The sequence below is a fragment of the Arthrobacter sp. P1_D12 genome (assembly GCF_056406175.1).
This window is the reverse complement of the sequence record NZ_JBFUAR010000047.1, coordinates 1-4,090: the sequence shown is the minus strand read 5'-3', so window position 1 is coordinate 4,090 and position 4,090 is coordinate 1. Positions and strand designations below refer to the sequence as shown.

Sequence of the window (4,090 nt, the reverse complement as noted above, 5' to 3'; positions counted from 1 at the left end):
ACGCCTCCGCCTGGACACCGGACCGGGCCAGCAAAGACCACCCGCCCGGCTGGACCTCACCGTCCGGACGGCACTATCCCAGCGAACACCAGGACTGGGAACCACCCCACTGGCCCGAGGACTGGCTGCCCCACATCCCAGCCACGGACGAACCCGGCCCGGATCCCGACACGGACCCCGCTCAAGGCCAGCCCGCGGGTCCGGACCCAGGCCTGCCTCCGGACCCCTTCCCGGACTACCATCCCGGCCAGAATCCCGTCCCGAAGCCCGAAACTGAACTGCCCCCGGACCCGTTCCCGGACTGGCATCAATTCACGGCCGGGCGCTGGTTCCCCGCCGCAGACACGGACGATCCGGGCTGGCCGGCACTTCTGGAAAGCCCTTCCGCGAAGGACCGTCCGCTCCAATGTGCGTGAGCCGCTGGTCGTTTGCCTTCCGGTTCTTTGGGTGGGAGGGATCGGCGGGACGCCGCCGCCACGACTGCGTTGAAGAACCCAGTTTTGCTCAACGAAGTTCAGCTAGACGCAATGGCGGCCAGCGAGATCGCTGGCCGCCGTCGGGCTGTCGGTGCTGACAGCTCAGGAGTAGTCGTAGAACCCCTTGCCGGACTTCCGTCCCAGTGCGCCGCGCTCGACCATGTCGCGGAGGATCCGGGGCGGGGCGAAGCGTTCGCCGAGGGTTTCATGCAGGTACTCGGCGATTCCGAGGCGCACGTCCAGCCCGACGATGTCCGTGGTGCGCAGTGGTCCGGATGCGTGCCGGTAGCCGAGTTCCATGGCGGCGTCGATGTCCTGGGCGCTGGCCACGCCCTCTTCCAGCATTCTCATGGCCTCCAGCGCAATTGCCACGCCAAGGCGCGAACTCGCGAAGCCGGGTGCGTCATTGACCACGATGGGAGTCTTACCGAGCCCGCGGACCCAGCCGGTGGCGGCGTCGGCGAGTTCAGGGGCGGACCGGGGGCCAAGAATGACTTCCACCAGCGTCGAGGACGGGACCGGATTGAAGAAGTGCAACCCGCACAGCCGTTCCGGCCGGCCGAGCGTGTCAGCCAGGTCGGTGACGGAGAGCGAGGACGTGTTGGTGGCAATCCAGGCATCCGTGCTGAGGTGGCGCTCCACGTTGAGCAGGGCGTCCTGCTTAAGCTTGAAGTCCTCCGGCACGGCTTCGACAACAAGGCTCGCGCCCCCGAAGTCGACGGCGTCCGTGGAGACCGCGAACCGGTCGAGGAGCGAATCCAGATCCTCGAGAACCGCGGCCTTCTCAAGGGCCTTGGCCAGCGTCACTCTCACGCGGTCGCGGGCTGCCGCGGCTGCGGCCTCGTCCCGTTCGACTATTGTCACCGCAGCTCCGGAGACAAGGAAAGCGTGGGCGATGCCCGCGCCCATCCGGCCTCCGCCGAGAACGCCTACCCTCGTAGGGACGCCCGGGGTTTCAAATGGGGGAGTGGACGGTGTCATTAGTTGGTTCCTTTGCGTTGTTTTCGGTCCAGAAACGCCTGCATCCGCTCAAATTTTGCCTCTGATTCAAAGAGGATCCCTTGGGCGAGTTCGTCAATGGCCGGGTGTGCTGACCTTGGGGCGTGGAGAACGCTCTTGGTGAGGCGGACCGCGAGTGGATCCTGGGATGCGATCCGGGCCGCGAGTGCGAAGGCCGCGGGAATCAGCTGGTCTGGTTCATGCAACTCCGTGACCAGCCGAACAGCCATTGCCTCAGCGCCGTCAAGCACTTTTCCGGTGAGCAGGATTTCCTTGGCCAAAGGCTCGCCGACGAGCTCCACGAGGCGCCAGCCTGCCCCGGCGGCGGCGAGGATGCCCAGACCGGTTTCGGGGTTGCCGATCTTTGCCCGTGGCGTCGCAATCCGGAAATCCGCAGCATAGGCCAGCTCAGCACCGCCGCCGAGCGCAAACCCGTCAATGGCTGCGATCACTGGCAGCGGCAGCCTGGCGATTCGCTGGAAGAGGCCGGAATTGATGCCTGCCAGGGCATCATCACGGCGGCGTTCGCGGAGCTGGGCGATGTCGGCTCCGGAGGCAAAGATGCCGCCGGAGGGAAGCTGCGCCCCGGAGAGGATGAGGATTTTGGGATTGCGCTCCAAATCCGCGCATACAGTGTGCAATTCGTCCACCATGAGCTGGTCTATGGCGTTGCGGACTTCTGGCCTGTTGAGTTCGATATGGACGGTCGCGCCGGCTTCGTGGATTTTGATCGTCTTCACCAGCCCACCATCGCATCGTTAATTACACAGCGTCCAATACCTAATAGACTGGCCATTATTATCGGAAATAGATAGATCAGGCCCGGGGACAGTCGCTCACCTCGCCGTCATTGATCCAAAATCCTCATTGATCTTGAGGTTAATAAGTATTGGACTGCATAGCCGGAAGCTGGGATCGTGATTGCTAAGACAAAGACGTACCTGCAGAAAGAGTTCCGGATCATGAGCAACTACGCGACCATCAACCCGGCAACCGGAGAGCGCGTCGCCGAGTTCCCGACACTCACCGACGAGGAAGTGCAGGATGCGCTCAAGCGCTCCTTCACGGAATACCGCAGCTGGCGCTCGACTCCGCTGGCGGAACGGGCCGCAGTGCTGACCCGCGTCGCCGAGCTGCACCGCGAGCGTTCCGAAGAACTCGCCGCCCTGCTGACCCTGGAGATGGGCAAGCCGATCGCCGAAGCGCGCGGCGAGGTTGCCCTCGTGGCCTCGATCTACGCCTACTATGCGGACAACGCCGAGCGCTTCCTCCGCGATGAACCCTTGGAGATCAGGGGACCCGGCTCGGCCGTGGTCCGCACCGAACCCATCGGACCGCTGGTCGGGATCATGCCCTGGAACTTCCCCTATTACCAGGTGGCCCGCTTCGCCGCACCCAACATAGTGCTGGGCAACACCGTGATCCTCAAGCACTCACGCAACTGCCCGCAGTCGGCGCTGGCCATCGAAGCAGTCTTCCGCGACGCCGGGCTGCCGGCCGATGTCTACATCAACGCGTTTGCCACCAGCGGCCAGATCGCCACCATGATCGCCGACCCCCGGGTGCAGGGTGTCTCCCTGACAGGCTCCGAGAAGGCCGGATCCGCCGTTGCCGAAATTGCCGGACGCCATCTGAAGAAGTATGTGCTGGAGCTAGGCGGCTCCGATCCGTTCATCGTGCTGCCCGATGCCGATTTGGACAAAGCCGTAGCCGGCGCCGTGGCCGGCCGCATGTACAACGGCGGCCAAGCCTGCACTGCGTCCAAGCGCTTCATCATCGTCGGCGACATCTACGACGAGTTCCTGCGCCGCTACACCGAGGCCATGACCAAGATCGCCCCGGGCGACCCGACCGATGGGCAGACGACCTTCGGGCCGCTGTCATCCCGGGCCTCCGTCGACGACATCGCCGGGCTGGTCGAGGACGCCGTTTCCAAGGGTGCGACCGCCGTCACGGGTGGAGGCGCCCCCAACGGCTCAGGCGCCTACTACCCCGCGACAGTCCTGACCGGTGTGACGCCGGACATGCGGGCCTACTCGGAAGAGATCTTCGGCCCGGCCGCTGTGGTTTACCGGGTGGACTCTCCCGAAGCCGCTGTTGACCTGGCCAACGACTCGCCTTTCGGCCTCTCAAGCTCCATCTACACCGCGGATGTTGAGGCCGCCCGGCAGCTTGCCGAACAGCTGGAGACCGGAATGGTCTGGATGAACAGCATCAGCCGCAGCGCCGCCGACCTTCCCTTTGGCGGGGTGAAGCGTTCCGGCGTCGGACGTGAACTGGCGCAATACGGAATCAATGAGTTCGCCAACAAGAAGCTGATCCGGATCCCGGCAGCGTAGGCCAGCTCGAATCACAGCCAAGTCGCCGAGGGCGGCCAGCCAGCCCAAGGCAGCAGCAGGGATCGTTTGCGCACTCAAACCACCCCTGCTGCTGCGTAGTTGGGCGCCGCAGAACTTAGAGGAAAATCATGAATCAGGCATTTATCTATGACGCTGTGAGGACGCCGTTCGGGAAGTTCGGTGCCGGCCTCGCCGGGGTCCGCCCGGATGACCTTGCCGCGCACGTGATCCGGGAATCCGTGAAGCGCGCCCCGGCCCTCGACGTGGAGCGGATCG

General features: G+C 64.6%; 3 protein-coding genes and 2 pseudogenes. 3 read left to right on the top strand and 2 right to left on the bottom strand.

What is annotated here, in order from left to right:
• Positions 1 to 416, top strand: a pseudogene (locus tag AC1DZV_RS21715) (hypothetical protein); the annotation flags it as partial.
• 162 nt (positions 417 to 578) lie between these two features.
• Here the strand turns inward: AC1DZV_RS21715 and AC1DZV_RS21710 are convergent.
• Complete coding sequence (locus tag AC1DZV_RS21710) at positions 579 to 1,457, bottom strand: 3-hydroxyacyl-CoA dehydrogenase family protein (RefSeq protein ID WP_476952205.1); 879 nt, start codon at positions 1,455 to 1,457, stop codon at positions 579 to 581.
• Entirely contained in the window at positions 1,457 to 2,215 is a 759-nt protein-coding gene (locus AC1DZV_RS21705) for an enoyl-CoA hydratase/isomerase family protein (protein WP_476954561.1), read from the bottom strand. The genes AC1DZV_RS21710 and AC1DZV_RS21705 overlap by 1 nt, the downstream gene beginning before the upstream one ends.
• A gap of 177 nt (positions 2,216 to 2,392) precedes the next feature.
• On the opposite strand from AC1DZV_RS21705, the gene AC1DZV_RS21700 reads away from it, so the two are divergent.
• Positions 2,393 to 3,814 carry an NAD-dependent succinate-semialdehyde dehydrogenase gene (locus AC1DZV_RS21700; RefSeq protein ID WP_476954560.1) on the top strand — a complete coding sequence of 474 codons (1,422 nt, stop codon included), beginning with the start codon at positions 2,393 to 2,395 and terminating at the stop codon, positions 3,812 to 3,814.
• A 128-nt stretch (positions 3,815 to 3,942) separates the two neighbouring features.
• A pseudogene (locus tag AC1DZV_RS21695) lies at positions 3,943 to 4,090 on the top strand (3-oxoadipyl-CoA thiolase); the annotation flags it as partial.

Coding starts and splice junctions, on each gene's coding strand:
- AC1DZV_RS21710 (WP_476952205.1), bottom strand. CDS start 1,457: ATGACACCGTCCACTCCCCCATTTGAAACCCCGGGCGTCCCTACGAGG.